This window comes from Mycobacteroides franklinii, from assembly GCF_002013895.1.
Classification (GTDB): domain Bacteria; phylum Actinomycetota; class Actinomycetes; order Mycobacteriales; family Mycobacteriaceae; genus Mycobacterium; species Mycobacterium franklinii.
In genome coordinates this window covers 246,141-271,978 of record NZ_MAFQ01000001.1, presented here as the reverse complement: position 1 = coordinate 271,978, position 25,838 = coordinate 246,141, and the positions used below count along the sequence as shown (strand labels likewise).

Annotated in this window: 27 protein-coding genes and 2 pseudogenes; 6 read left to right on the top strand and 23 right to left on the bottom strand. The window is 64.9% G+C overall.

Features of this window, described 5'->3' with window-relative positions:
• Positions 1 to 5 precede the first annotated feature (5 nt).
• From dapC to fdxA (B4393_RS01575), 3 genes and pseudogenes are all read right to left on the bottom strand, one after another.
• On the bottom strand, positions 6 to 1,121 hold the full coding sequence (dapC, locus tag B4393_RS01585) for a succinyldiaminopimelate transaminase (protein ID WP_078332644.1): 1,116 nt from the start codon (positions 1,119 to 1,121) through the stop codon (positions 6 to 8).
• On the bottom strand, positions 1,118 to 1,444 hold the full coding sequence (gene fdxA / locus B4393_RS01580; RefSeq protein WP_070913320.1) for a ferredoxin: 327 nt from the start codon (positions 1,442 to 1,444) through the stop codon (positions 1,118 to 1,120). The genes dapC and fdxA (B4393_RS01580) overlap by 4 nt, the downstream gene beginning before the upstream one ends.
• A 143-nt stretch (positions 1,445 to 1,587) precedes the next feature.
• Positions 1,588 to 1,942, bottom strand: a pseudogene (fdxA, locus tag B4393_RS01575) (ferredoxin).
• A 143-nt stretch (positions 1,943 to 2,085) separates the two neighbouring features.
• Here fdxA (B4393_RS01575) and B4393_RS01570 point away from each other — a divergent pair.
• The gene (locus B4393_RS01570; protein WP_078278810.1) at positions 2,086 to 2,652 is read left to right on the top strand and encodes a PadR family transcriptional regulator; all 567 of its coding nucleotides are present in this window, start codon (positions 2,086 to 2,088) and stop codon (positions 2,650 to 2,652) included.
• Complete coding sequence (locus tag B4393_RS01565; RefSeq protein ID WP_078332643.1) at positions 2,645 to 4,675, top strand: NADPH-dependent 2,4-dienoyl-CoA reductase; 2,031 nt, start codon at positions 2,645 to 2,647, stop codon at positions 4,673 to 4,675. Before B4393_RS01570 ends, B4393_RS01565 begins: the two co-directional genes overlap by 8 nt.
• Before the next feature lie 84 nt (positions 4,676 to 4,759).
• On the opposite strand, the gene B4393_RS01560 is transcribed toward B4393_RS01565, so the two are convergent.
• The 6 genes from B4393_RS01560 to B4393_RS01535 form a co-directional block, all read right to left on the bottom strand.
• A complete protein-coding gene (locus B4393_RS01560; RefSeq protein WP_078332642.1) occupies positions 4,760 to 5,068 on the bottom strand; it encodes an antibiotic biosynthesis monooxygenase family protein in 309 nt (102 codons plus the stop codon).
• Between the two features lie 93 nt (positions 5,069 to 5,161).
• Positions 5,162 to 5,614, bottom strand: coding sequence for a hypothetical protein (locus B4393_RS01555; RefSeq protein WP_078332641.1), 453 nt, complete (start codon positions 5,612 to 5,614; stop codon positions 5,162 to 5,164).
• A gap of 137 nt (positions 5,615 to 5,751) precedes the next feature.
• Positions 5,752 to 6,054: a hypothetical protein gene (locus B4393_RS01550; protein ID WP_078332640.1), complete on the bottom strand. Its 303-nt coding sequence runs from the start codon at positions 6,052 to 6,054 to the stop codon at positions 5,752 to 5,754.
• A complete protein-coding gene (locus tag B4393_RS01545; RefSeq protein WP_078332639.1) occupies positions 6,051 to 6,338 on the bottom strand; it encodes a hypothetical protein in 288 nt (95 codons plus the stop codon). Before B4393_RS01545 ends, B4393_RS01550 begins: the two co-directional genes overlap by 4 nt.
• The gene (locus B4393_RS01540; RefSeq protein WP_078279439.1) at positions 6,338 to 6,976 is read right to left on the bottom strand and encodes an MspA family porin; all 639 of its coding nucleotides are present in this window, start codon (positions 6,974 to 6,976) and stop codon (positions 6,338 to 6,340) included. Before B4393_RS01540 ends, B4393_RS01545 begins: the two co-directional genes overlap by 1 nt.
• A gap of 121 nt (positions 6,977 to 7,097) precedes the next feature.
• Complete coding sequence (locus B4393_RS01535; protein WP_191987048.1) at positions 7,098 to 9,671, bottom strand: bifunctional FO biosynthesis protein CofGH; 2,574 nt, start codon at positions 9,669 to 9,671, stop codon at positions 7,098 to 7,100.
• Between the two features lie 117 nt (positions 9,672 to 9,788).
• On the opposite strand from B4393_RS01535, the gene B4393_RS01530 reads away from it, so the two are divergent.
• A complete protein-coding gene (locus tag B4393_RS01530) occupies positions 9,789 to 10,550 on the top strand; it encodes an O-methyltransferase (RefSeq protein WP_070936020.1) in 762 nt (253 codons plus the stop codon).
• A gap of 28 nt (positions 10,551 to 10,578) precedes the next feature.
• Here B4393_RS01530 and B4393_RS01525 read toward each other — a convergent pair whose 3' ends face one another.
• From B4393_RS01525 to typA, 9 genes and pseudogenes are all read right to left on the bottom strand, one after another.
• A complete protein-coding gene (locus B4393_RS01525; RefSeq protein WP_078332637.1) occupies positions 10,579 to 10,914 on the bottom strand; it encodes a hypothetical protein in 336 nt (111 codons plus the stop codon).
• Between the two features lie 139 nt (positions 10,915 to 11,053).
• Complete coding sequence (gene mshB, locus B4393_RS01520; RefSeq protein WP_078332636.1) at positions 11,054 to 11,875, bottom strand: N-acetyl-1-D-myo-inositol-2-amino-2-deoxy-alpha-D-glucopyranoside deacetylase; 822 nt, start codon at positions 11,873 to 11,875, stop codon at positions 11,054 to 11,056.
• Between the two features lie 11 nt (positions 11,876 to 11,886).
• Positions 11,887 to 13,680: an ABC transporter family substrate-binding protein gene (locus B4393_RS01515; protein ID WP_078332635.1), complete on the bottom strand. Its 1,794-nt coding sequence runs from the start codon at positions 13,678 to 13,680 to the stop codon at positions 11,887 to 11,889.
• Between the two features lie 53 nt (positions 13,681 to 13,733).
• Positions 13,734 to 14,696: an alpha/beta hydrolase family protein gene (locus B4393_RS01510; RefSeq protein ID WP_078332981.1), complete on the bottom strand. Its 963-nt coding sequence runs from the start codon at positions 14,694 to 14,696 to the stop codon at positions 13,734 to 13,736.
• A gap of 235 nt (positions 14,697 to 14,931) precedes the next feature.
• The gene (locus tag B4393_RS01505) at positions 14,932 to 15,711 is read right to left on the bottom strand and encodes a helix-turn-helix transcriptional regulator (protein WP_078332634.1); all 780 of its coding nucleotides are present in this window, start codon (positions 15,709 to 15,711) and stop codon (positions 14,932 to 14,934) included.
• A 64-nt stretch (positions 15,712 to 15,775) separates the two neighbouring features.
• Positions 15,776 to 17,671: an alkyl/aryl-sulfatase gene (locus B4393_RS01500; RefSeq protein WP_078332633.1), complete on the bottom strand. Its 1,896-nt coding sequence runs from the start codon at positions 17,669 to 17,671 to the stop codon at positions 15,776 to 15,778.
• 93 nt (positions 17,672 to 17,764) lie between these two features.
• Complete coding sequence (locus tag B4393_RS01495; protein WP_070936031.1) at positions 17,765 to 18,154, bottom strand: nitroreductase/quinone reductase family protein; 390 nt, start codon at positions 18,152 to 18,154, stop codon at positions 17,765 to 17,767.
• 47 nt (positions 18,155 to 18,201) lie between these two features.
• Positions 18,202 to 18,321 (bottom strand): annotated as a pseudogene (locus tag B4393_RS01490) (VOC family protein); the annotation flags it as partial.
• 10 nt (positions 18,322 to 18,331) lie between these two features.
• The gene (gene typA, locus B4393_RS01485; protein ID WP_078278859.1) at positions 18,332 to 20,236 is read right to left on the bottom strand and encodes a translational GTPase TypA; all 1,905 of its coding nucleotides are present in this window, start codon (positions 20,234 to 20,236) and stop codon (positions 18,332 to 18,334) included.
• Positions 20,237 to 20,354: 118 nt separating this feature from the next.
• Between typA and B4393_RS27090 the strand changes: the two genes are divergently transcribed.
• A complete protein-coding gene (locus tag B4393_RS27090) occupies positions 20,355 to 20,522 on the top strand; it encodes a hypothetical protein (RefSeq protein WP_096499822.1) in 168 nt (55 codons plus the stop codon).
• Here B4393_RS27090 and B4393_RS01480 read toward each other — a convergent pair.
• Positions 20,499 to 20,891 (bottom strand): (deoxy)nucleoside triphosphate pyrophosphohydrolase, encoded by a 393-nt coding sequence (locus B4393_RS01480; RefSeq protein ID WP_078332632.1) that lies wholly within the window; start codon positions 20,889 to 20,891, stop codon positions 20,499 to 20,501. The two genes, B4393_RS27090 and B4393_RS01480, sit on opposite strands and share 24 nt — an antisense overlap.
• Positions 20,892 to 20,917: 26 nt before the next feature.
• On the opposite strand from B4393_RS01480, the gene B4393_RS01475 reads away from it, so the two are divergent.
• Complete coding sequence (locus B4393_RS01475; protein ID WP_078332631.1) at positions 20,918 to 21,202, top strand: 4a-hydroxytetrahydrobiopterin dehydratase; 285 nt, start codon at positions 20,918 to 20,920, stop codon at positions 21,200 to 21,202.
• Positions 21,203 to 21,358: 156 nt separating this feature from the next.
• On the opposite strand, the gene purU is transcribed toward B4393_RS01475, so the two are convergent.
• From purU to B4393_RS01460, 3 genes are read right to left on the bottom strand one after another with little or no spacing between them, the layout of a single operon-like run.
• Positions 21,359 to 22,258 (bottom strand): formyltetrahydrofolate deformylase, encoded by a 900-nt coding sequence (gene purU, locus B4393_RS01470; RefSeq protein ID WP_078332630.1) that lies wholly within the window; start codon positions 22,256 to 22,258, stop codon positions 21,359 to 21,361.
• Positions 22,259 to 22,260: 2 nt separating this feature from the next.
• Positions 22,261 to 23,067, bottom strand: coding sequence for an SDR family oxidoreductase (locus B4393_RS01465; RefSeq protein ID WP_078332629.1), 807 nt, complete (start codon positions 23,065 to 23,067; stop codon positions 22,261 to 22,263).
• Between the two features lie 42 nt (positions 23,068 to 23,109).
• Positions 23,110 to 24,333, bottom strand: coding sequence for a mannosyltransferase (locus B4393_RS01460; protein WP_078332628.1), 1,224 nt, complete (start codon positions 24,331 to 24,333; stop codon positions 23,110 to 23,112).
• A gap of 141 nt (positions 24,334 to 24,474) precedes the next feature.
• Between B4393_RS01460 and B4393_RS01455 the strand changes: the two genes are divergently transcribed.
• Positions 24,475 to 25,173, top strand: coding sequence for a hypothetical protein (locus B4393_RS01455; RefSeq protein ID WP_078332627.1), 699 nt, complete (start codon positions 24,475 to 24,477; stop codon positions 25,171 to 25,173).
• Positions 25,174 to 25,205: 32 nt separating this feature from the next.
• Here the strand turns inward: B4393_RS01455 and B4393_RS01450 are convergent, their stop codons facing one another.
• On the bottom strand, positions 25,206 to 25,781 hold the full coding sequence (locus B4393_RS01450; RefSeq protein ID WP_191987135.1) for an HhH-GPD-type base excision DNA repair protein: 576 nt from the start codon (positions 25,779 to 25,781) through the stop codon (positions 25,206 to 25,208).
• Positions 25,782 to 25,838 lie beyond the last annotated feature (57 nt).

Sequence of the window (25,838 nt, the reverse complement as noted above, 5' to 3'; positions counted from 1 at the left end):
GTGGATCAGCTGGCAGTCAGGCGGTGCGCTGCGGCGTCGATGCGCTCATCGGTCGCGGTGAGCGCCACGCGCACATGTTCCCTGCCGAGCGGCCCATAGAACCGACCGGGCGCCACCAGAATCCCGCGCTGCGCCAGATACGCCAGCGCATCGTCACAGGAGTCGCCCCGGGTGGCCCACAGATACAAGCCGGCCTCGGAGTGATCGATTCGGAATCCGTTGTCAGTCAAAGCTTTCGAAAGCCTGTCGCGGCGATGCTCATAGCGGGCGCGCTGATCGCGCTGATGCTCGTCCTCGCTCAGGGCGGCGGTCATCGCCGCCTGCACCGGTCCGGGCACCATCATCCCGGCGTGCTTGCGCACCGCGAGCAACTCGCCAACCACCGAGGCGTCACCCAACACGAATCCGGCCCGGTACCCCGCGAGCGATGAAGTCTTGGACAGCGAGTGCACGGCCAACAGCCCAGCGGTGTCGCCGTCACAGACCCGGGGATCGAGGACCGACACCGGGTCCGCCTCCCACCCGAGACCGAGGTAGCACTCATCGGATACCACCAGAGCACCGCGTTCGCGCGCCCACTCGACCACCTTGCGCAGATGCTCCACCGGCAGTACCGCACCGGTCGGGTTACTGGGCGAGTTCAGGTAGATCAAGGTCGGATGCTGCGGCCCCAGTTGAGTCAGCGAGTCCGCCCGGACTGTCGGTACCCGCGCCAGGCGCGCGCCTACTTCATAGGTGGGGTAGGCCAATTCGGGGATGACGATCAGGTCGTCGGCACTCAACCCGAGCAGGGTCGGCAGCCACGCGATGAGCTCCTTGGTGCCGACGACCGGCAGCACGGCGTTATCGGCCAGCGGCACAATGCCGTATCGCCGGGTGACGGCGTCACGAATGGCCTGTCGCAATGCCGGCGTGCCCGCGGTCGCCGGATACCCGGGCAAATCGCTGGCCGCGGCCAACGCGTCGCGTATGACCGGGGCCACGCTGTCGACGGGAGTGCCGACCGAAAGGTCGACGATCCCGTCAGGGTGCGCCGCGGCGGTCGCCTTGGCATCGGCGATGGTGTCCCAGGGAAACTCAGGGAGAGAGGACGATACGCGCCGATCCGCTAGCGAGCTCAGTGTCCCTCACCCATGGGCGGAAGCTCCTTGACCGACGGCGGATCGTATTCGGTCTTGCCCACCTTCGCGGCGCCACCAGGCGAGCCCAGATCGACGAAGAAGTCGGCGTTGGACTGGATGTAGCCGGTCCACTGGTCCGGCACGTCATCCTCGTAGAAGATGGCCTCCACCGGGCACACCGGTTCGCACGCACCGCAGTCCACGCATTCGTCGGGATGGATGTAAAGCATCCGCCCGCCCTCGTAGATGCAGTCGACGGGGCACTCTTCAATACATGCCTTGTCCATAACGTCGACGCACGGTTCCGCGATCGTGTAGGTCACGAAGGTCTCCTCGATATTTCCTGCGTTGATGTCCAGTTCATGCGTTGCGGCCAGTATCCCGGTCCCTCGATGTGCCTCTCGACACAGGCTGCCCTAACCCGTCGGGGCAATCTAGCCGTATCCGGCGGTTACAGATACTTAGCTTAACGCTTAACTTGGTCCGGCGTCCAGCAGGCGCGCCCAGTCCTGCGCGGGAGTTGCGCGACGAGCGGTGCGTCCCGATCGATCTTGCCCGCCCTGCGGGCGCTCGACGTCACACCGAGGTCGGCGAAGAAGTCCGCGTTGGCGCGCACGTAACCACTCCACTCGCCGGGCACATCACCCTCGGGGGCAGATCGCCTCCACGGGGTAAACCGGTTCGGACACATTGCAATCGGCGCACTCGTCGGGATGGGTGCGCACCGTCCGGGCACCCTCGTCAATGCAGTCGACGGGGCATTCCTCGACACACGCCTTGTCCATCAGGTCAACACATGGTTCGGCGATGACGTATGTCACGAATGACCTCCCGACGAATTCCGGCCAGTTACGCGTTCCTCACAGTTACTGCTACCAATGGCAACACTTAAGTGAATCTTGTATGCAGACTGTTGCACTGCAACAAGTTGCATAGGGGTCCCATTTCGTGTCAGCATGCTGCCGTGGCACTCACCCACGCGATCTTGTTGTCCCTGGCCGAGCAGAACGGGTCGGGTTACGAACTCACGAGCCGATTCGATCGCTCGATCGGGTACTTCTACAGCGCCACCCACCAGCAGATCTACCGGACTCTGCGCCGCATGGAAGACGACAGCTGGCTGCACTGCAAGGTCGTCGACCAAGAAGGGCGACCGGCGAAGAAGGTCTACACCGTCGCCGAGCTCGGTTATCGCGAGTTATCCCGATGGGTCAACAGCACCGAGGGCACCGATATGCGCGATCTGGCCCTCAAGATCCGTGCGGGCACCTACGGCGACATCAACATGGTGGTCGAACACATCCGCGTCCAACGCGACACACACGCCGTCATGCTCGACAACTACCGCGAAATGGAAAAGCGCCAGTTTCCCGCTCCGGATCAGCTCACCGGCGCGGCCCTGCACCAATATCTCGTCCTACGCGGAGGTGTCCGCATGGAGGAGGGATTCACCGATTGGTGCGACGAAATGATTTCGGCATTGTCCAGACCAAATGTCCCAGCCCGGACTGAAAGCGAGAATCATGAGTAACCCGTATCCAACCCTGCTGTCCCCCTTGGACCTTGGCTTCACCACGCTCAAGAACCGAGTCGTCATGGGATCCATGCACGCCGGCCTGGAGGACTTCCCCTGGGACACCCCGGCATTGGCCGCGTACTTCGCCGAACGCGCCAAAGGCGGCGTCGGCATGATCATCACCGGTGGATACGCCATCAATCGCGCCGCATGGCTCAAGCCGCTGGCTGGAAAGCTCACCACTTCCCTTGAGGCATACCGGCATCGGATCGTCACCAACGCGGTGCACAAGAACGGCGGCAAGATCATCGTGCAGCTGCTGCACGCAGGACGCTATGGGTACCACCCGTTCTCGGTGAGCGCCTCGGCCAAGAAATCCCCCATCACCCCCTTCAAGCCGCGCAAGCTGAGCACCAAGGGTGTGTGGCAGACCATCGACGACTGGGCACACAGTGCCAAGATGGCGAAGAAGGCCGGCTACGACGGTGTCGAGATCATGGGCAGCGAAGGCTATTTCATCAACCAGTTCCTGGCGCCGTACACCAACAACCGCACCGACGAGTTCGGCGGCAGCCCGGAGAATCGACGACGGCTGGCCGTCGAGGTGGTCAAGGCCGTCCGCAAGGCAGTGGGTACGGACTTCATCATCTGCTACCGGCTCTCCATGGCCGACTATGTGCCCGAAGGTCAGACCTGGGACGAGATCGTGGCCCTGGCCAAGGAGATCGAAGCGGCCGGCGCGACGATCATCAACACCGGCATCGGCTGGCACGAAGCACGCGTGCCCACCATCGTCACCTCGGTACCACAGAACGCCTTCGTCGACCTCTCCAACAAGGTCGCCCAAGAAGTCCGCATCCCGGTGATGGCATCCAACCGAATCAACATGCCGCAGTCCGCCGAACAAATCCTCAACGACGGCCAGGTGCAGTTGATCTCGATGGCCAGGCCACTGCTGGCCGATCCGGACTGGGTGAACAAGGCATCGGTCGACCATGCCGACGAGATCAACACCTGCATCGCGTGCAACCAAGCCTGCCTGGATCACTCCTTCGTGAACAAGAAGGCCAGCTGCCTGCTCAACCCACGGGCCGGTAACGAGACGACACTCAAACTGCTGCCAACCCGGCACACCAAGAAGATCGCCGTCGTCGGCGCGGGCCCTGCCGGTTTGGCGGCCGCCGTGACCGCGGCGCAGCGGGGACACAAGGTGGTGCTGTTCGAGGCCAACGGCGAGATCGGCGGCCAGTTCGATATGGCCCGCAAGATCCCCGGCAAAGAAGAGTTCAACGAGACCATCCGGTACTACACCACGATGCTCAAAAAGCACGGCGTCACAGTGCTTTTGAACAAGAGAGTGGATGCGCAGGAGCTGATCGCGGGCAAGTTCGACGATGTCATCCTGGCCACCGGCGTCAAACCCCGCGTTCCGGCCATCCCCGGCATCGACCACCCGATGGTGCTCTCCTACCCCGAGGTCATCAAGCAGGTCAAACCCGTCGGCAAGCGGGTGGCGGTCGTCGGCGCGGGCGGCATCGGCTTCGACGTGTCGGAATTCCTGACCATCGACGAATCACCGACGCTGAACCTCAAGGAGTGGCGCGCCGAGTGGGGCATCTCGGAGGAGCACGATGCCCGCGGATCACTCACGAAACCCATTCCCGCGCCGGCCGTTCGCGAGGTGTACCTGTGCCAGCGCAAGAAGGGCTCGCTCGGCAAGGGACTGGGCAAGACGACCGGCTGGGTACACCGCGCTTCCCTCAAGGCCAAGAAGGTCACCGAGCTGGCCGGGGTCAACTACGAAAAGATCGACGACGCCGGGCTGCACATCAGCTTCGGCGAGGAGCGCAAGGATCCCCGCGTCCTCGAGGTCGACAACGTGGTGATCTGCGCGGGCCAGGAGTCGGTGCGCGATCTCGACGACGTGCTCAAGGAAGCCGGTGTCACCGCCCACGTGATCGGTGGCGCGGCACTGGCAGGGGAACTGGACGCCAAGCGCGCCATCAGACAGGGCACCGAGCTCGCCGCCAAGCTGTAAACACCCGCCGCGAGCGTGAAGTTATTGCGGGAATTCAGTCGATTCGCCGCAATAACTTCACGCTGGGCGGTTGAGCCAGTTCCTTCACACCTCGAGGGCGACGTGGTACACCGCCGGGTAGGCCACCGCATCGAATTCGGCCGCGGCCTCTCGGACCATCGATTGAAATCGGTCGTTGCCCGTCGCAGTGGTCAGCGCCTCAATGCTCTCCCAGTTCGCGATGTTCACCAGCTGAAAGCGCGTGCCCGGGACTATTGCCCGATGTATTCGGAACGACAGGAACCCCGGCTGCTCGGCCATGAACTCGGCACGTTTCTTCCATCCGGCGAGGAACGCGTCGACTTTGTCCGCCGCGAGTTCGAACACGTTGATGAAGACGATCGGCTCACTCATTGCACCAGCGTGCGCCCAGTCTCCTAGCATGTCAATGCGGCTGACACCTACGCCTAGAGTCCCGGCGCCCCCGCGGGGCGTTCTAGGCGCCGGTTACCGATATCCGTTGCACCACCGGTGCGGATGCATCTGTCGGCATGCCTTCCAGACATCGTTCGGGTCCGTCCTCGCCGTGGTGCTCGGTGGCGCATCGGTTGTCGGCGTGACCGCCGGCGCCGGGATGAAGGTCGTTGCGGTTACCGTCTCGGTGACGGTTTCCGTCGACGCAGGCGCGGTAGATGTTGGGGCCGATGGAGACGCCGAAGGGGTCGTCACCGCGGTGATGGGAACCAGCGGCGGCACCGTCGCCTTCTGGGGACCGAGAAGCAGATACCCGAGAAGGATCAGCACGAGCACTACCGCAGCCACAAGCGTGCCGATGATCCAGATCTGCTGCCTGCGGTTCCCGGGCGCCCGGGCCACCGGGATCAACTGCGTGGGCTCCTCCTCACTATCGCTCCACGCCCTCGCCGTCTGTTCTGGATCGGCAGGCTCTCGCAGCGGCATTCCCTCGGCACCTCCGTGACTGTTCGTCGCTCGACCTCACACCGAGCCGATAGCGCCGGATGCCGCGAAGCTAGTGAACGAATCTGAGGTGCCGCTGAGAAGAATCTGCCAAACGCTTGGACACGAGCGCAGACCGACTACGGCGTCGGCGCTCCAGTCGGACTTTCCAGCTTCCCGTCGCCAATCCCGATGCCCGGCTTGACGCCGCCCGGCACCGGAACGCCGTCCACCCCGGCAGAAATCCGTGGGCCACGCGACGGCCCCGACATCAGCACCGGCAGTTGAGTCCCCCGCGAGGGGCGCAGTGCCGGTATCTGACCGGGCGCGAACACCGGGTTGTAGGGCGCCGGGTTCGGCGGTGACGGGGCCGCGGCCACCGGCGCGGCAAGCCCTACCGCCAATGCGATCACAACCGTTGCTACACACAGTGTTTGCTTCACGGCGCCACTCCTTCGGTTATACCCCGCGGGTCTTCCAGTTGCCCGGCCGTCATCCCGGCGTCGATTCGGGCCGTGTACCCGGAGTCGACGCCGGCCGAGATTCGCGTTCCACGCGGCGGCGCCGGGGTCAGGCCAAAGGGTGGCTGCGCTGCGGTCGCGGCATAGTTGGGCGTCCCGCCGGGTAACGGGGCAGGCACCGCAGGGTTACCCGGATCTGCCGCGGCCACCGGAGCCCAACACACTGTGCACACCAAGACCGTTGCCGCACAAAGGAATTTCATCATCAGATCTTGATCGGGTCGCCGTAGATCGCGAACTCGGTGTGGCCGGTCTCGGTAGATGCACGCAACGAGGCAAATGAGCGGATGGTGACATCACCGCCGCACGCGTCGGCCTTCACGTGCACGTTGTCCAAGTCCAACGCCCCCGTGCCACCCCGGGAAAGCACCATGTTGCCCATCGGCAGATTGACGATGACACCCGGCTGCACCACGGTCTGCACAAATCCGCTGACTCCCGCGCTACCGCCCACTCCGACCGAGGGCGTGGGCGCCACGCCCAGGCTCACCGACGGAGCGATACCGGCGGATCCGCCGATCTGCAAACCCGAGGAGACGTCGGATTGGCAACCGAGCTGATATCCGATGACAAAGAGACTGTCGGTGATGGGGTTGGAGCCGCCGGTCGCCGTGGCGGTACCCGAGAGGGTTATGAAGGCCTCGCGCGAGTTGGTCGCCCCCGCCAGGTTGGGCACCGGGTTCACCTGCTCATGATCCAGCCGGATCTGCAGCTGCCAGCCGTCGCGGGTGGTTCTCGAATACGACTGCGGCGCCATCTCTCTCGGCTCCGCGCTAGCAGGGACTGCGTTGAGGAACCCAAGCATGGCAACGATGAAGCTTGTCGCTACGAGTCGGGCGATCACGGACATCACGATGCCCAAAACGACCCACAGAGTTAACCCTGCACGAACCAATCAGTCAGGTACGGATACAGACCGTCAACTTCTTCGCCCGATTCGCCTCGGGGCGTCGGCCTAGCCCGCTCTATGCGGCGGACGGCCGCCGCGCGTAGGTGGTGGTGCGCTCCACCGCGGGGCGTCCGATGCCGTCGGCAATCTCTTCAAGCTCGGCGATGGTCTTGGCCGAGCCGTGCTCGGACCCGGCCATCCGTGAAATGGTTTCTTCCATGAGCGTGCCACCGAGATCGTTGGCGCCCCCTTGGAGCATCATCCGCGTGCCTTCGATGCCGAGCTTGACCCAGCTGGTCTGAATGTTGTCGATACGCCCGTGCAGCATGATGCGTGCCAGCGCATGCACCGCCCGATTGTCCCGGTTCGTCGGCCCCGGACGCGCGGCACCGGCCAGGTACAGCGGGGCACTCTGGTGCACGAACGGCAGCGGCACAAATTCGGTGAATCCGCCTGTGCGGTCCTGAATTCCGGCAAGCACCCGCAGATGCCCCACCCAATGCTTAGGCGTGTCCACGTGCCCGTACATCATGGTCGAGCTGGAACGCAGCCCCACCTCGTGTGCGGTGCTGATGACGTCAATCCATTCGGAGGCGGGCAGCTTGCCCTTGGTGAGCACCCACCGGACCTCGTCATCAAGGATCTCCGCTGCGGTGCCCGGAATGGTGTCCAGACCCGCGGCACGCAGCTCGGTCAGCCATTCACGCACGCTCTGGCCGCCCTTCGAGGCGCCATTGACGATCTCCATGGGGCTGAAGGCGTGCACGTGCATGCTGGGTACTCGCTTTTTGACCGCGCGCACCAGATCCGCGTAACCGGTCGCGGGCAGCTCCGGGTCGATACCGCCCTGCATGCAGACCTCGGTAGCGCCGGCCACATACGCCTCCCAGGCCCGGTCTCCCACTTCCTCCGCAGACAGCGAGAAGGCGTCGGCGTCACCCTTGCGCTGCGCGAAGGCGCAGAAGCGGCAGCCGGTGTAGCAGATGTTGGTGAAGTTGATGTTCCGGTTCACCACGTACGTGACGTCATCGCCCACCACATCGGCACGGATCGAATCAGCCAGCGCAGCAAGGGCTTCCATCGCCGGACCCTCGGCGGTCGCAAGCGCCAGATACTCGTCGTCGCTACATCCGGCCGGATCCCGCTCGGCAGAACGCAAGGCCGCCAACACGTCGGCGCCCACCTTCTCCGGTGCGCGGGCGTTCAACTCGCGCACATGCTCGCGGATGGACTCCCAGTCACCGAACGCGCTCGCCAGATCGCTGCGGGTGTCGGTGTTGCGCCCCTCTGAATCGATGGCCGCGTGCAGGTCCACCCGGCCGGTCGACTCCCACGTCTCATCCGGCTCCTGCCACGGCAGGCCGGTCGGCGAAACATCCAGGGCATAGCCGGATTCCGGATCGGCGAGGGCCTCGACATGTCCTCGCACCCGCGGATCAATCCAGGCCGCTCCGGCCTGCACGTACTGCGGCTGCGCCGTCAGGCGCTGCACCAGGTCGTATCCGGCCTCCGCCGTGACCGAGGCCAAATCATCCAGTGCCGGCCACGGCCGTTCGGGGTTGACGTGATCGGGAGTCAGCGGCGACACACCGCCCCAGTCGTCCACGCCGGCCCCGATCAACGCCAGGCATTCGCTGCGAGACACCAGGTTCGGCGGTGCCTGCACCCGCATCTTCGGCCCCAACACCAACCGGGTCACCGCGATGGTCGCCAGGAAATCATCGATATCGGCGTCCGGCGTCGTCTGCATAGCGGTGTCGGACTTGGCGCGGAAATTCTGCACGATCACTTCTTGAACGTGCCCGAATTCCTTGTGCACCTTGCGGATCGCATGAATGGTCTCGGCACGCTCGGTCAGATCCTCGCCGATACCGACCAACAGACCCGTCGTGAACGGGATCGACAACCGGCCCGCATCGGTCAGTGTCCGCAGCCGCACGGCAGGGTCCTTGTCAGGGCTGCCGTAATGCGCCTCGCCACGGTTCTCGAACAACCGCCGCGAAGTGGTCTCGAGCATCATGCCCATCGACGGGGCGACCGGCTTGAGCCGCGCCAGCTCGGACCAGCTCATCACGCCCGGATTCAGATGCGGAAGCAGACCCGTCTCCTCCAGGACCCGGATCGCCATCGCGCGCACATAGTCCAGCGTGGTGTCATAGCCGCGCTCGTCCAGCCACTGCTTGGCCTCGGGCCACCGGTCTTCGGGCCGGTCGCCCAGCGTGAACAAAGCTTCCTTGCAGCCCAATTCGGCGCCGCGACGGGCGATGTCCAATATCTCGTCGGGCTCCAGGTACATGCCCTGGCCCTGCGCGCGCAGCTTGCCCGGAACTGTCACAAACGTGCAGTAGTGGCACTTGTCGCGGCACAGATGCGTCACCGGAATGAACACCTTGCGCGAATAGGAGATCGGCAGACGCCCCTCGGCGCCCAGGCGTCCGGCGGATTCCAGCCCGGCATCACGCACCCGCGCGGCGCTGGCCATCAAATCGGCCAACTCCTCGCCGCGGGCGGTGAGGGCGAGCGCGGCCTCGTCGACATTCAACGTCACCCCGTCCCGCGCACGGCGCAACACTCGCCGCAACGCGGGCGATGAGGCCGCGTTCCGGGAGGGAAAAGCGGGATTCGGCAGCGGCGTTACGTCGTCGGGCACGTTTGTACAACCGTCGGTCACCCTCAGATCATCCGCCCGTACCAAAAAGCCCACCACTCGGGGGTTCATCAACAGAGCCACCCTGCGGAAACGCGCGGGATCGCTAGGCTGATCTTTGTGAGTCTCACGAGAACCCTGAAGCAGAAACTTCCGTTTCTGCGGTATTCGTTTCTGCGGGCAGTATTCGGCGGCCTGAACGTCATGCGCACCGGTCAGATGGGTGATGGCCGCGAGGAGGCCACCGCCGAGCACGTCATCGCGACTGCCCCGGCCGGGGATGTCGACGCCGCCATCGAGGCCATCGACAACTTCGCGTACGACCAATCGATTCTTATGAATGTCGGCGACGAAAAAGGCCAGCTGCTCGATGCCGCCGTCAAACGCGCCAAACCCAAGATCGCCCTGGAGCTCGGTGCGTACTGCGGATACAGCGGCCTACGGATCGCGCGTGCCGCGCCCAACGCCAAGTTCTTCTCCATCGAGAAGTCGGGAGCCAACGCCTCGGTAGCGCGCCGGGTCTGGGCACACGCGGGGCTGGCGGACCGCGCCACCTGTCTCAACGGGACCGCCGACGATGGCACCACCTTGGACACCCTGACCAAGGATTACGGATTTACCGAGGGATGCCTGGATTTCGTGTTCATCGATCACTGGAAGGACGTGTACCTCGACGACCTGCAGCGGCTGATGGAACGCGGCTGGCTGCATCCGGGCACGATCGTCGTCGCCGATAACGTCGGATTCCCCGGCTCCCCCAAGTACCGCGCGTATATGAAGGACCAACAGGGCAAGCTCTGGCAGACCATCGAGCACGAAACGCACGTGGAGTATCAGACCTTGGTGAAGGACCTGGTTCTGGAGTCCGAGTACCTGGGGTGAGCGCCTGCGCGACGACCGTACGGCTCGGCTAGCTGTTCCCGCGCCGCAAGACATACGCCGCGGGCAGCACGCCGACCACGATCAGCAGAACGGGCCACAACCCGACGAAGACCACATCGCCGCCGGGGCCGCCGAACAAGAGCACCGTTGTGGTGGCCACGAATGCCCACAGAGGCGCCCCCGCCCATCGCGGTGTGGCCGCCCACTCCAGGGCGCACCACACCAGCACGACATTGAGCACGACGCTGATGATCAAGCCCAGCGGAACCAAAACCCCGCCGAAGCGTGTGTTGAGCAGAGCTGCGCCGAGAATCGCGCTGATGGCGCCGTCAAAAATGAGCGCGGCCATGACGAACCCGCGCATGAATGCGTTCAGGCGTCTAGATCGGAACGGAGTCGAGCTGGGCCACCAGTGATCCGACAACCCATTGGAAGTTGTCCACACGGTCTTGCCAGTGCTGCTGATTGGGATCCTGGTCTTGATCGGGTGGCATGAATCGAGCTTACAACTCCACCCCGGCGAACAGATCTGATTCCCACCCGGTGTCGACACCGGGCTCACCGCGGACCAGCACGAAATGCTCGATGTCCGCGATGGGCAACGCGATCAGATTCGATAGCGCCATCGCGGATCCGTCCTCGGAAACCGTCAGCTGGGTGGCGTGTGCGCGCAGGGCGGCGACCTTGGCGTCGCGGTAGGCCGATACGTCGATGGCGGCGCTGATCTTCTCGTCGGCGAAGGTGGGTATGAGGTCCAGCGGCGCGGGTTCGCATCCCGGCGGCAGCCGTTTCATGGACGCCAGGCCCGCCTCCAGCGCACTGGTCGCGATGACGGTCCAATACAGCTTGGCCACCTGCCAGGTCGCCCGCTCCACGGCGGCAGTCGTCACCGTGTGCGCCTGGATGTGATCGGGGTGCCCGTAACCGCCGAAGGGGTCATAGGTGACGACGACGTGCGGGCGGTGTTCGTCGATCAGCGCGGCCAGCGCCCCCACCGCTTCATCCCGTTCGGCGCCCGCGAAGGCGCGCGGGTGCAGCGGCCCGGTGTCCGCCATACCGGAGTCGCGCCAGTGCCCCGCACCACCCAGGAAGGTGGGCCCGTCGACACCAAGATGCCCTAGTGCGGTGGATAATTCGCTGATCCGGTAGCCGCCGAGCTGATCGGCGCGGTCGGCTGCCAGCTGCGCCCAGCGGTCGCCGATCACCTCGCCTTCTTCTCCGAGGGTGCAGGTGACCAGCAGCACGTCGGCACCTTCGGCGGCATAGCGCGCGATGGTTCCGCCAGTGGTCAGAGATTCGTCGTCGGGATGAGCGTGCACCAACATGAGTCGTCGGGTCATGGGCGGGTCTTCTTCCAGTCTCCTGCGGTGGCCACAATCCCCACCGGCACCGCGCCGGCCAGCTCCACGTTCTGCGCGCTGGGGCCTGCCGCGGCGATGGTGGTGTCCTGCATGATCGGCAAAACCGTTGCCATCTTCCATAATTGAGGCTCGGCCTGATCGATGACCTTGCCCACATCGGCATGGCCCGTCAACGCGGCGTCGATGCTGGGCTGCAACTCCTCATCGCACAGACCGGTGAGATTGCTTGGGGCGCGAACAGATTCTTCTCTCGTCGGCGGCGCGGGCGTATTGCTTGCCGGCGGCGGGGGCGGCGTGGTGGTGCGGGTATCGGGCAGCTTGCCCGACTGCAACGCCGGGCAGCCGTACCGGGAAGCCAGCGCGGTGGCCAGGTCACCACCGGCCTGATGCCAGCCGACGATGGCATCCACCCGGCCGTCCGGAATCGCCTGCCCGTACAGCGTCGGCGGGTCGAGGGCCAAGACGGTGGCCCGCACGCCCGCGTTGCGCAGTTGGTCGGCGGCGGTGTTGGCGACGGCCACCGAGGTGGGGTCGTTGGAGGCCGCGCCGATGATCAGGGCCAGCGGCTCGCCATCCTTGGTGATCTGTGGCGGCCCCGCGGCGGCGCCGGGCGGTGGCGGCACCTCGACAGCCTCATACCCGGCCTCCTTGAGCAACGCCAGGGAGGCGTCGCGGGTGAGCGCCACGGGCGCGGTGGGCTTGTATCCGGGATCCGATGGCGAACGCACCTGGGCTGCCGCCAGCGTGACGGCGTTGTCATTGCCCGCCGCGACCGCCGCCAGCAGGCCGACATCGAGGAGTCCCAGCAGGCCGCGCCGCACCTTGGCATCGGTGAGCGTGGGCTGTCCGGCGCGCAGTGTCAGCTGCAGCGTGCGCGGCGCGACGATGCGCGCGGTGCGCACCCCGGGGATGTTGGACAGCTGAGCGAACGTCACCCCGCTGCCATGCACCTGAGCCACCTGGGTGTCACCGTTGCGGATGGAATCAGCCAGCACCGTGGGGGCACCCGCACGACGGAACAGGATCTCGTCGGGGACCGCCTGGGTTGCCCAGTACCGGTCGTTGCGGGCCAGCAGGATCTCGTCGCGCTGGGGGTCGATGGTGTCGACACGGAAACGTCCCCCCGAGGCGGGCATCGACTTGACCAGTCCGGAGGCGAACCCGCCCGGGATGTCCTTCACGATGTGGGCGGGCAGCAGATCGGTGAACAGCTCGCGCCATGCGGGGTACTTGTGGTCGAAGGTGACAACCACACGCTTGCCGCCGTCGCGCGACTGCACGTCGGTGATGTTTCCGTAGCCGGCCGGGTCGACGGTCCCGGGCTGGGTGAGCATCTGCTGCCACAGGTAGGAGAAGTCATCCGCGCCGATGGGAGCGTTATCTGTCCACTGCGCCTCGGGGCGGATGGTGTAAGTGACCGTGAATGGCTCCTGGCTGGTCTCCTCCGCGGAAACCAGCAGCGTCGGGTCCATCTCCCAACGTGAGCCGGTGGTGGTGGCCGAATCGGGTACCGGCCGGAACGCGCTGGGCAGCACCAGCGCGCTGATCGCGGCGTTCACCGGCGACTGATCGGACAACAGGTGTGGGTTGAATCCCGCACCGATCGCGTCGATACCCACCACGATCTGCTCTTTTTTGGGCGGCGGCGGTGTGGTTGAGCTGGTGGTTTCGCTGCCCTGCACGGCCGGGGGCGCGCTGACGGAGCACCCGCCGAGGAGCACCACACCAAGCACTGCGCACAGGCGCAGGCGCAAGGTCTCGGTAGGCATGAGGACCAACCTTATCGGTGGGGTGCGGTGAGGCGAACGCGAACGCGGGCCAGCTAACCCCTGAGCAGCTCGTCGAGCTCCGTTTGAGAAGTCGCGGTGATCACTCGTACCACTCGATCGAAGGCCGAACTGTCGGGCGACACAATCGATACGTGGCTCTGCCCGGGAAGCAGCTCGAGAGCGGCCCGGCCACCCTGGCGCTTCACCGCCGCCACGTAGCGCTGGGAGTTGGCGGGTTCAACGACGTGGTCCCTGGTGCCGTGCAGGGCTATGACAGGCGTGCCGATATCGATGTTCTGGATGGGGTCGACGGACAGATACCGCTCGGGCACAGCATCGGGCATACCCCCCAGCACGGTGACGATGCGATCGTCACCGTGCTCCGCCGCATAGACCATGTCGAGCGGCCCCGCCAGCGACACCGCCCGCGTGGGCCGGAACCGTGGGCGAGAGCCCACCTCGTCATCGCTGAGATGGTGTCGAGTGGCACCCCATACCGCGAGCTGCGCACCGGCACTGTGCCCCACGACAAGTTCGTCGTCCGTGGTGAGCTGCGGGTGTTTTTTGTCCACTTCGATGACATAGTCAAGCGCACGCGCCACATCGTGGAACGTGGTCGGCCAGCCACCACCGGATCCCACTCGCCGATATTCCACGTTGTAGACGGCCATTCCGCGGACCGCCAGTTCGCGGGCCAATGGCTCGAAAACCCTGGCCCCCAGCTGGTTTTGCCATGCCCCGCCATGAATCAGCACTACCAGCGGAATGGTGTCCGGATCCTGACGGCCGGCGGGTAGATACAGGTCTGCCCAATTTTGAGTCGGATCGGAATGACCGTCCGTCAGATAATGGAACCGCTCGACGGTGACGTGAGACAGCACCGGCGCATCACGCGCCGCGATGCCTTCCGCGGGGCCAGACGTCTCGCCCGTGCACCCTGCGACCGCCCAGAGGCACGCGGTGAGCAATGCACACGTCCACCGGAGAACTGGTCGGGGTATCGCTGGGCGATCCATAGGACCGTCACCACCGCCGCGGTGGGGCTTGATACAGATCATCCCCTCGCACGGAAAGCACTCTACTTCTACCGCAACATGTTTGATAATGGGGTCGGGCAGATTCCGACTCTCGCACATGCGAGGCCAGAACCTGCCCGACCCCCGCGACCACGTCCCCCGTGACCACGTCCCGAAACTGTAGATCGCAGCTGGAGGTCGCGCCTTCGAAATCTGTTGCGTCTTGCGGAAAGATTCATAGTCCGCTGCGGTAGACCGTTGGCGTCACTCCCACTCGGGCCTTGAATGTGGTCGCGAAATGGCTAGGGCTCGAAAAACCCACGGCGACACTGATATCGGTGACGGGCAGAGAAGTACCGGTAAGGAGCTTCCTCGCACGGTCCATCCGGCGGTTCAACACAAACTGGTATGGCGTCTGCCGAAATGCATCCACGAAAGCCTTGCGGAACTCACTGATCGACATCTCGGAGTGCCGCGCCAGCGCCGCCAGGCTGATCTCCGCATCCAGGCTGTCTTCGACATATTCCATCAGCCGCGCCTGCGCGGCCGGCTCCAATGCTCTGCCACTTACCGCGTGTCGACGGATCGCCGCGTAGTGGTCGCTCAGGTGCAGCCACATCACGTCGACCAGTGACTCCCGCAGCAGCCGCGCGATCACATCGTCACGGTCCGAGATGCTGCGCATCCTCGCCGCAAGCTGCAGCATTAACGCGTCCGGATGCGCAACGCGCGCCTGCAGTTCTCGCTGATCGAGCAAGGCGGTCGGCACTTCAAGCTGACAGAACGCGGCTTGTTCGCCCTGTGCGGTTATCGCGACGCGCCGTCCGGCCGGAACCACGAGCACGTCACCAGCCTTCGGCAGATAGCGCCGGGAAAGTCCGCGATCGAACTCCAGTTCTTTGGTGCGGATATGTCCGCCCTGGTAGACCGCGACGATATGGTGCGGCCCACGGAAATACCACTCCGTGGGCTCCGCGATCGACTCGCTGATGAATGTGACCTGCAGATTACTCAACGGCGTGTTTCCCCCAGAACATGGTCAGCAACCTTACTGAGCAACGGCTCATCTCTGCTGTCCGCTACGGGGTCACGATGGCAAAGCCGGGGTCGGGCGCATCGAGGACCGCGACCAACCGGGCGAGTCCGGTCAGGTCGCCCTCCACGGCGATCTCACCCGAGGCGACAAGCTGCGCCGGGTCCTTGCCGTCCAGTAGAACGTCGATGAGGGTCGGCCGCGTCAGGGTGAAGGTCACGTCGGGCGGACTGATACCCGCGGGCCGGTCGTAGTGCACCAGCACACCGTTACGCAGCTCCACGCGGTGCACGCGATCCTCGTCGGTGAACGTCCAATCGCTCACGAAGCGCTCGTTCCAGGCCTTGGGTCCGTTGATCCGCAGTGAGAGCGCATCGAACACCTGGTCCACGGTCAGTGCCGCCATCATCGTCGGCGAGCCAACGGCCATCGGGGTCCCCACGTTTCCGTGGCGCAGTTCGTACGCACCCATCAGGTAGAAGTTGCGCCAGGTGGCATTCTCCGCTCCGTAGCCAAGCTGTTCGAAACAGCTGGCCTGCAACATCTTCGCCGCCTCGTTGGCCGGATCGGCGAAGATCACATAGTTGACCACCTGGGCCACCCACCGATAGTCACCCTCCTCGAAGGCGATGTGCGCCTTGCGAAGCACCTCCTCGGAGCCACCCATGAACTCCACGTGCCGCTGCGCATTCGCGACAGGTGGATGCTCCCAGAGGTGTGCGGGGTTGCCGTCGAACCAACCCATGTAGCGCTGATAGATCGCCTTCACGTTATGGCTGATCGAGCCGTAGTAGCCGCGCGCATGCCAGGCCCCGGCGATAGCCGGCGGCAGCTGCAGCGTCTCCGCGATCTCCGAACCCACGAAGCCCTGATTGAGCTGTCGCAACGTCTGATCGTGCAGATACGCGTACAGATCACGTTGCAGGGAAAGGTATTCCACCAGACGTGCGGTATCCCAGGTGGGCCAATGATGAGAGGCGAACACCACATCGGCGTCATGCGCGTACAGGTTGATGGCCTCGGTGATGTACCGCGCCCAGACATGCGGGTCGCGTACCAGCGCGCCGCGCAACGTCAGGAGGTTGTGCAGGGTATGGGTGGCGTTCTCGGCCATACACAGTGCCCGATGCTGCGGGAAATGGAAGTTCATCTCCGCCGGCGCCTCGGTGCCCGGGGTCAGCTGGAAGATCATCCGCACACCGTCGATGGTCTCTTCCTGCCCGGTGTGGGTGATGTCGAGGGTCGGCGGGATCAGCGTGACGGTGCCAATCGAATTGGTTTGCCCAAGACCGGATCCCACCTGCCCGAGGGGCCCCCTCGGCAGAACCGCACCGTACATGTAGACGGCACGGCGTGTCATCGCCGTCCCGGCGTAGACGTTCTCAGCCACGGCATGTTCCAGGAATCCCGCCGGCGCCAGCACGGGACAGCGACCCGCCGCAACGTCTTCGGTGCTCACCACACCCAACGCACCCCCGAAATGGTCGGCGTGGGAGTGGGTGTAGATCAACCCGGTCACCGGGCGGTCGCCGCGATGGCTCCGATACAGCGCCAGGGCCGCCGCGGCGGTTTCCGCGGACACCAGCGGGTCGATCACGATGACCCCGTTCTCCCCCTCCACCATCGTCATATTGGAGATGTCGAGGCCCCGCACCTGATAGATGCCCTCGGTGACGAGATACAGCCCCTGCCTGATGTTCAGCCCGCACTGCCGCCACAGACTCGGATGCACCGAGGCCGGGCAACTGTCGCCCAAAAAGCTGTAGGAGTCGTTGTCCCAGACTGTTTTTCCGGCCGCGTCCGTGACGACACCGGGTTCCAGCGCCGCGATGAATCCCCTGTCGGCGTCGGCCTGGTCGACGGTACTGGCGAACGGAAGCTCCTGTGCCGCCGCCGCGTTCTGGTCGATGATGCGAGATGTGGGCTGGGTTTGCTCCGGCATATCGCGATAGTACCCACCGGCTCGATCGACTGATCGCGAAAACTGTTATCTCTCAAATAAGTTCATCGAGCTAGGCAACCGCTGTAACCAAAATCAGTCGAGGTCCACCCGCAGTGTCAGCAGTTCGGTACCCACCGCACGCACTACCGCACTGTTGCCCCGCGGCAGCTGCTGTAGCCGTGCCCGCGCGTCATCGTCGGGCAGTAGGTGCGCGGTACCGGTGCGCCATTGATCGCGGATACGTAGCCGGACCGCGGGATTCGCTTTGATGTTGCGCACGTAGTCGGAGTGCTCACCGTGCTCGGACACCAGCCAGAACTGGTTATCGACAAGTCGTCCGCCGATCGCGGTGAGGCGAGGTTGTCCGGACTTGCGACCCGTGGTCTCCAGCATCACGATCGGCAGCCGGCGCCCCACCGGGTTCACCAGGTAGCGCTGGGTGTTCTGGACCACCAACCGCTTGAGGGAGTTGAAATCGGCCACGCCCTGCAGTGTGCTCCCATTCCGACGACGGCGCGAGGCAGCGAGCCTCAAAGCTCCTTGAGACGGGCCCTGAGCAGACAGAACTCATTGCCTTCGGGGTCTTGCGGGACGTGCCCTTGTTCTTGCCCGGTCTGCCCGATGTCGGCGGGACGCGCACAGAGCCGCAGACCGCCGAATCTAGCTGTTGTTGGCAGCCGCCTTCGCGCGTGAGCGATTCCGCGCACGAGTGTTGGCATCCAGGTCGACCTTGCGCACGCGCACGATTTCCGGTGTCACCTCCACACATTCGTCGGCGGCACAGAACTCCATGGCCTGCTCGAGGTCGAGCTCGATCGGCCGTGCCAGCGTCTCCATGACGTCGGCGGTCGACGAGCGCATGTTGGTCAGCTTCTTCTCGCGGGTGACATTGACATCGAGGTCCTCGGCACGCGGGTTGATCCCGACGACCTGGCCCTCGTACGTGTCTTCACCCGGCTCGACGAAGAACTGTCCACGGTCGGCCAGCTGGATCATGGCGAACGGGGTGATGCTGCCGGTCCGGTCGGATACCAGCGACCCGGTGTGCCGGGCACGGATCTCGCCGGCCCAGGGGCGGTAGCCCTCGAAGACGGCGTTCGCGATGCCGGTGCCCCGGGTCAGCGTCAGGAAGTCGGTACGGAACCCGATGAGGCCTCGCGACGGCACGACGAAGTCCATGCGGACCCATCCCGCGGCGTGGTTGGCCATCTCCTCCATGCGGCCCTTGCGGGCGGCCATCAGCTGGGTGACGGCGCCGACGAATTCCTCGGGACAGTCGATGGTCATGGCCTCGAACGGCTCGTGCAGCTTGCCGTCGATCTGCCGGGTGACCACCTGAGGCTTGCCGACGGTCAGCTCGAAGCCCTCGCGGCGCATCTGCTCGACGAGGATGGCCAGCGCCAGCTCACCACGGCCCTGAACCTCCCAGGCGTCGGGACGGCCGATGTCGACGACCTTGATCGAGACGTTGCCGACGAGTTCCGAATCCAGCCGCGACTTGACCATCCGCGCGGTCAGCTTGTGCCCGGACACCTTGCCCGCCAGCGGAGAGCTGTTGGTACCGATGGTCACCGAGATCGCGGGCTCGTCGACGGTGATGCGCGGCAGTGCGTGCGCGTGATCGGGGTCGGCCAGGGTGTCACCGATCATGATCTCGGACATACCTGCGACGGCCACGATGTCACCGGCGACGGCCTCTTCGGTGGGGCTGCGGTCGACGCCCTCGGTGGCGAGCAGCTCGGTGATCTTGGCGTTGGTGATGACGGGATGACCATCGACCTCACGCATCCACGCGATCTGCTGGCCCTTGCGGATGCGCCCGTTGTAGATGCGGATCAGCGCGAGCCGGCCGAGGAACGCCGATGCGTCGAGGTTGGTGACCAATGCCTGCAGGGGGGCCTCGGGGTCACCCTTGGGCGGCGGGATGTGCTCGAGCAGGACGTCGAAGAGCGGGTCGAGGTTCTCACCCTCGGGAATCTCGCCGTTGGCGGGTTCGACGGTGCTGGCCACACCGGCACGGCCCGAGGCGTACAGCGTCGGCAGGCCGAGCGCGTCCTCGGCGGCCTTCTGGGCTTCTTCGTCCAGATCGGAGGCGACGTCCAGCAGCAGGTCATGGCTGTCGGAGACCACTTCGGCGATCCGGGCGTCGGGCCGGTCGGTCTTGTTGACCACGAGGATCACCGGCAGGTGCGCAGCAAGGGCCTTGCGCAGCACGAACCGGGTCTGCGGCAGCGGGCCCTCGGAGGCGTCGACCAGCAGCAGCACGCCGTCGACCATCGACAGACCGCGCTCTACTTCACCGCCGAAGTCGGCGTGGCCGGGAGTGTCGATGACGTTGATGACGGTCATGGAGCCATCCGCATGGTGCCGGTGCACCGCGGTGTTCTTGGCCAGGATGGTGATGCCCTTTTCCTTCTCCAGGTCACCGGAGTCCATCAGGCGCTCGACAGCGTCATCACCTCGGTGCGAGAGCGCACCCGATTGTTTGAGCATCGCATCGACCAGGGTTGTCTTGCCGTGGTCGACGTGCGCAACAATGGCTACGTTCCGGAAACTATGGGTCACGTCTGCCAATTCTGGCAGTCATGACCCCTGTTCACGAAACTGGCGTTATCACGTGTGACGCCCGACATAGACGTAAACACAGCCCAAGACACATTTAGACCCAGAAGTAGGACCCTCAGTGAAGGCCAGCAAGGTCGCCCGGCTCAAGCCCAAGAAGAAGTGCTGTAAGAGCAAACCACGCTGCATGAAGTGCCCTCTTGTGGTGCACAAGATGCAGAAAGCCGAGCAGCACGGGCTCTCCGACAAGGAACTCAAAAAGGTGCTACACCGGGCGCGGGCCCACTAGCGCTGCCCGCAACGCGGGGATCCATCCCCCGTCCGCGGCGACCCACTCCACCGCGTCGAGCTCGTCGGGGGTGACCCAGCGCAGGGCCAGATGCTCATGCGGATGAGGAACGCCGCCGCGTATGTGCGCGCGGTAGGCACGCAGCACGAGGTTCCCGACGACGACGTCCTCACCGATGCGGGAATCGACCTCGACATCGATCCCGAGTTCCTCGCGTAACTCCCGAGCAAGCGCCTGCGGCTCCGATTCGCCCTCGGCGACCTTGCCGCCCGGAAGCTCCCACTGTCCGGCGAGTTCGGCGGGTGTCGCGCGCTGCGCGATGAGCAGCTTGTCCCCGTCGATCACCGCGCCCGCGACCACTATCGCCATGGTGCTCGACGCTATACGTTGAGTTCATGGCCCTGCTCACCGATGACCAGATCAACGCAGCGCTCGCCGAACTTCCCGGATGGACACGTGCGGGCGACTCCCTGCGTCGCGCCGTCACGTTCGATACCTTCCTCGACGGTGTTGACGCGGTACGCCGCATCGCCGAGCACGCGGAATCCGTCGACCATCATCCCGATATCGATATCCGATGGCGCACAGTGACATTCGTGTTGTCCACGCATTCCGAGGGCGGCATCACCGAGAAGGACGTGGCACTGGCCCGGGCCATCGACTCACAGGCGGGCATCTAGAGAAGTTCCACGGCAGCACCACGACCTCGACACCACATGCAGACCCCGCCCGCCCCTATGCGACAAATGCGCTTTAGTCCCCGCCGCAGCGCCCCCTTGTCGCATAGAGGTGGGCAGCAGCACCATGGTTTCGGGAAACCGCAGCACAATCGAGTATCACAAGATCGCGGTGACGTTCCCGTGCCGCATCACCCTGTCCTCGCAGTGCCAGGCCACAGCACGCGATAACACCAGACGTTCCACATCGGATCCGAGCCGCACCAGATCCTCGACCGTGTGCGTGTGATCGACGCGGATCACATCCTGTTCGATGATCGGCCCCTCGTCGAGCTCAGCTGTCACGTAATGGGCTGTGGCACCGATCATTTTGACACCACGTTCCCGCGCACGGCGGTACGGCATCGCGCCGGTGAACGCGGGCAGGAATGAATGGTGGATGTTGATCAGCGGACAGTCGATCTCGCTGAGAAACTCCGGCGACAGAATCTGCATGTAGCGGGCCAGAACCACGAGGTCGACATTTCCCTGCAGCAGTTCGAGCTGCTTGCGTTCGGCTTCGGCACGGTTCTCCCGGGTCGCGGGGATGTGCACGAACGGCAACCCGAACGAGCGCACCTGCTCGGCAAGGTCGGGATGATTCGAGATCACCATCGCGATCGACATGTCGAGCTCACCGCGACGGTTGCGCCACAGCAGATCCAGCAGACAGTGATCCGTTTGCGAGACCATGATCGCCACTCGCTTCGGCTTGGCGGCCTCGCTGAATCGGTACTGAATGTCGAATTCCTCAGCGATGGAGGCGAACTTGCGCTCCAAATCCTCGCGCGCGGCGGTGAGTCCGGAGCGGTGAAAAACCGTGCGCTGCATGAACCAGCCGCCCTGAGGTTCCGTCGAGTACTGCGCCAGCGAGATGATGCTCGCGCCGGCATCGGCCAGGAAGGCGCTGACGGCGGCCACCACTCCGATCCGGTCCGGGCATTGCAGCAGCAGCCTGCCGATGTCCTTGGAGTGAAATGCGTCTGACGATCCGGTGGGGTGCATACCCTGGGGAAACATGCTTATCGCACCTTCAGCCCGTGCATGCGCGCCAGGAATTTCAGGAACAGCCGGGCGGGTAGCAGCCGCTCTGCGGCCATGATGAGTGGGGCATTACTCCCCTTGGCGTACAAGGGTTTCGGGTCCGGATTCAAGGCCACATCGACGATGAGGCGCCCCAAGTCGTCGGTGGCCATGCCGTGCTCTTCCCGCGCGGCCATGGCCGCGTCCACCGTCTGGAACGCTTCGCGGTAGGCGGATCCCTCAGGGACAATACGGTTACGTCGCGTCTCGATTCCTGTCGCGATGACACCGGGCTCCACCGTGCTCACGGTGATCCCGAACGGCGCAACCTCGTAGCGCAGACAGTCGGCCACCGTATGCAACGCCGATTTCGCCGAGCTATAGGTCGACCGGAACGGGACGTGCAAGGTGCCCGCCATCGAACCCACCATGATGATGGCGCCACGGCGTCGTTCCCTCATACCGGGCAGCACTGCCTTGGTGAGCGCAACCGGCCCAAAGACATTGGTGGTGTAGAGCTTTTCGAAGTCGTCGACGGAGACGTCTTCGAGCGCACCGATCTGACTCTCGCCGGCATTGTTGACGAGGATGTCCACCTCGCCCGCTTGTGCCACGCAGTCGGCGATGCTCGCCTTGTCCGTCTGGTCGAGCCGCAGATACTGCACCCCCGGGATCCGATGGGCGACGGTCTCCGGGTTGCGACTGGTACCGAATACGCGGTGTCCGCGCTCGACGAATATCCGGGCCGCGCTCGCGCCGATCCCGCTGGAGGCGCCGGTGACCAGGACGGTCCAATGTTCAGACATGGCGCCACGGTAGCCGACCGGGCCTACCGCTCCGCAATGCGTCTAGTACGGCTCGATCGACTCCGTTCGCCAGCCCACCACCGCCATCCAGGTCAACGTTGCCATGGCGACCGCGATGTCCACCAGCCCGGCCCAGGCCAGCGGCCACGGCCGGTCAATGCGCCAGATGTCGGGCTGGGCGAAGCTGAGCAGCCAGGGCACCCCGATCAACAACAGCACCAGCCATCCGTACCCAAAAACCTTCGCGCCCAATTTTTCTCGCCATGGTCCGTGCAGCAGCCACACCATGAACGGAACCATCCAGACCCAATGGTGCGTCCACGAGATGGGCGAGATGAGCAGGCCGAACATCTCCACCACGCAGATCTTCCCCAATCTGTCGTCTACCGCGCGCCATGCCAAGAAGGCCAGTACGGCGGTGACCGCGTAGGCGAACAGCACGAGCGCACCAGACCCGGCGTCGTGTCCCAGGATCCTGGAGATTCCGCCTCGCCACGACTGGTTGAACACGGTGGCAATCGGCCCGATCCGGTCCGGCTTGCCCAATAGATCGGTGAAGTAAAAGCGCCCCTGCCCCCCGACTACGGCGATGCCGATCGCGACAGTCAGCAGGAAGACCACGCCTGCCCAGATGGCGGTCGCCCACCGTCGCGCGCCCAGGAAGTAGAGCCCACTAACCAACGGGGTCAGCTTCACCCCGCCCGCAAGTCCCACCAACGTTCCCGAGACCCACCAGCGTGATGACGTCACCGCCAACAAGATCAGCAGCATCAACAGCACGTTGATCTGCCCGTAGTCCAGGGTGGAGCGCACTGGTTCGGTCCACATCGTCACCGCGGTCCACACGGCGGCACCACGCGGGTCGTTGAATCCGAGTAGCCGCTGACTGAGCCGAACCACCGCGTACAGCGCGGCAATGGTGCCCAGAATCCAGCACAGCCCGAGCAGGGTGAAGGGAATCAGGTGCAGCGGCCAGAACACCACGGCCGCGAAGGGTGGATAGGTGAACGGCAGCGGAAAGTCGGGCGTTTTGTCCGGATAGGTGAATTCGTAGAGATTTCCGTGCCCCAGCGTGGCCGGACCGCTGACGTACACGTGCAGATCGACCAGGTCGGCACCGTGCGGCGTCAGGTATGCCCACGCGAGGCGCACCGCGACACTCAGCGCGAGCACCCACGGACCCCAGTCGCGGACACGGCGCCACGCCGACGCGCCGCGTGTCGGAACCAGCAGCTCGTCATTTGCCCTGGTCGGCTCTGTTCTCATCGGGGTTTCGATAACCTCGCTCACTCGTTTTGGTAACGGTTCCGTCTACACCACACGCGTCACTTGAGTAACACGCGTAACGGATTACCTTGGCGTTTAACACCAGTAATCACCTCTAGCGAAACAGCATTGGAGTTCAATATGTCACGGATCACCAACGTCTTCATGGGCGCGTCGATCGCGGCCTTCGCGTCGGCCGGCCTGGCGCTGGGCCTGGCGTCGACCGCCAGCGCTGACCCCATCCCGGCCCCCGCGCCGAACCCGACCAACCCGGCCGCGATCCTGGGCCAGGCCGCTTCGGGCTTCGGCAATGCGCCTGCGACAGTCGCCTCGCCGGCAGCACCTGCGCTGCCTGCTGTCACCCCGGCCGCGCCTGCTCTACCTGGCGTCACCCCGGCCGCGCCTGCTCTGCCCGGCGCCACTCCCGCAGCACCGGCCGTGCCCGGCGTCACCCCGGCCGCTCCGGCGGTCGCACCGGCTCCGGGTGCGGCACCTGCCGTCCCGGCCGTTCCCGGCGCACTGACTCCGGCCGCCGCTGAAGCGCTGACGCCGGCAGCGGCTCAGGCACTGTCCCCGGCGTCGGTTCCCGCCGTCAGCAATGTCCCCGGTGTCTCGCAGATCCCGGGCGCAGAGGGTGTCACCCAGACCGTGGATCTGTGGGCCACCAACCTGCCCAAGCTGCTGCCCGCGGGCGTGCAGCAGACGCTGATCCCACCGGCGCTGGTCAACGGAATCCCCGCCGCGGCAGCGGCTCCCGTTGCCGGATTGCCCGCCGCCACCGCCGCCACCCCCGGCGCCGGCCTGGTCCCGTCGGCACCGATGTTCGCAGCGCTGCCGTAGTTCACTCGGCACACGAGCAAGGCGGTCAGGGCTTATGCCTTGGCCGCCTTTGCTTTGGCCGCAGCCTTCATTTCCTTTTTGTGAGCGCGCACCAGGCCCAACGATTCGGCGTCGACAACATCCGCTACCGAAAGATGCGTGCCTTTCTCGCCGTAGTTTCCAGCGGCCTTGCGCCAGTCCTTCGGCTCAACGCCATACTGTTTGCCCAGCAGCGCCACGAAGATCTTGGCCTTCTGCTCCCCAAAACCGGGAAGCGCCTTGAGCCGCTTGAGCAGCTCGGCCCCGTTCGGATCTCCGGCCTTCCAGATGTTCTCGGCGCGGCCGTCGTACTCGTCGACAATCTCCTGCGCGAGCACCTGAACACGCTTGGCCATCGAGCCGGGGAACCGATGTATGGCGGGGCGTTCCGAACACAGAGCCACGAACTTGTCTGGGTCGTATTCGGCGATCTGGTGCGCGTCGATGCCGCCGATCCGGTCCGCAATCTTCTTGGGTCCCGCGAACGCGACCTCCATCGGAATCTGCTGGTCAAGAAGCATCGCTATCAAAAGCGCCAGCGGATTCTCCTCCAGCAACTCATCGGCGGCCGGGTCTTGCGCTAGCTGCAATCTCGCCACTGTGACATTCCTTCCGAGAGATCTACGTTCTTAACTCAGGCTGGGCCC

Bases quoted from the DNA above. Each gene is read 5' to 3' on its own strand.
- B4393_RS01565 (WP_078332643.1), top strand. From the start codon at position 2,645: ATGAGTAACCCGTATCCAACCCTGCTGTCCCCCTTGGACCTTGGCTTC.
- B4393_RS01560 (WP_078332642.1), bottom strand. From the start codon at position 5,068: ATGAGTGAGCCGATCGTCTTCATCAACGTGTTCGAACTCGCGGCGGAC.
- B4393_RS01555 (WP_078332641.1), bottom strand. From the start codon at position 5,614: ATGCCGCTGCGAGAGCCTGCCGATCCAGAACAGACGGCGAGGGCGTGG.
- B4393_RS01545 (WP_078332639.1), bottom strand. From the start codon at position 6,338: ATGATGAAATTCCTTTGTGCGGCAACGGTCTTGGTGTGCACAGTGTGT.
- B4393_RS01525 (WP_078332637.1), bottom strand. From the start codon at position 10,914: ATGCGCGGGTTCGTCATGGCCGCGCTCATTTTTGACGGCGCCATCAGC.
- mshB (WP_078332636.1), bottom strand. From the start codon at position 11,875: ATGTTGGTGCACGCTCATCCCGACGACGAATCTCTGACCACTGGCGGA.
- B4393_RS01515 (WP_078332635.1), bottom strand. From the start codon at position 13,680: ATGCCTACCGAGACCTTGCGCCTGCGCCTGTGCGCAGTGCTTGGTGTG.
- B4393_RS01510 (WP_078332981.1), bottom strand. From the start codon at position 14,696: ATGGATCGCCCAGCGATACCCCGACCAGTTCTCCGGTGGACGTGTGCA.
- B4393_RS01500 (WP_078332633.1), bottom strand. From the start codon at position 17,671: ATGCCGGAGCAAACCCAGCCCACATCTCGCATCATCGACCAGAACGCG.
- B4393_RS01480 (WP_078332632.1), bottom strand. From the start codon at position 20,891: ATGGCGATAGTGGTCGCGGGCGCGGTGATCGACGGGGACAAGCTGCTC.
- B4393_RS01475 (WP_078332631.1), top strand. From the start codon at position 20,918: ATGGCCCTGCTCACCGATGACCAGATCAACGCAGCGCTCGCCGAACTT.
- purU (WP_078332630.1), bottom strand. From the start codon at position 22,258: ATGTTTCCCCAGGGTATGCACCCCACCGGATCGTCAGACGCATTTCAC.
- B4393_RS01465 (WP_078332629.1), bottom strand. From the start codon at position 23,067: ATGTCTGAACATTGGACCGTCCTGGTCACCGGCGCCTCCAGCGGGATC.
- B4393_RS01460 (WP_078332628.1), bottom strand. From the start codon at position 24,333: ATGAGAACAGAGCCGACCAGGGCAAATGACGAGCTGCTGGTTCCGACA.
- B4393_RS01455 (WP_078332627.1), top strand. From the start codon at position 24,475: ATGTCACGGATCACCAACGTCTTCATGGGCGCGTCGATCGCGGCCTTC.